This window comes from Rhodoplanes roseus (assembly GCF_003258865.1).
GTDB lineage: Bacteria > Pseudomonadota > Alphaproteobacteria > Rhizobiales > Xanthobacteraceae > Rhodoplanes > Rhodoplanes roseus.
In genome coordinates, this window is record NZ_NPEX01000073.1 from 24,205 (window position 1) to 24,457 (window position 253).

General features: G+C 74.3%; 1 protein-coding gene. It reads left to right on the forward strand.

All coding sequences use genetic code 11. From position 1 onward, the window contains the following. Window positions 1-253 (forward strand): hypothetical protein (locus CH341_RS35245; protein WP_210208279.1); only part of this gene is annotated, 253 nt, incomplete at both ends.

Genomic DNA, 253 nt, shown 5'->3' on the forward strand with positions numbered 1-253 from the left:
CCCGCCCGTTCGTTCGTTCGTGTCCGCGCGGCCCTGCGGCGACGCGGTGATCGACCTACCGTCCCCCGCCGAACAGGAACGGGAAGAAGGTCGGGCGCTGCGGCGCCTGGCGGTATTGCTGCTGCTGCTGTTGCGGCTGGCGGTAGGGCTGGCCGAACCAGCCGAACACCTGCTGCTGCTGCTGTTGCTGAGGCTGCTGCTGCACGCGGGCGACGCGCGGCTGGCTCGGGGCGGCCGGCCGGGCCGGGCCCGG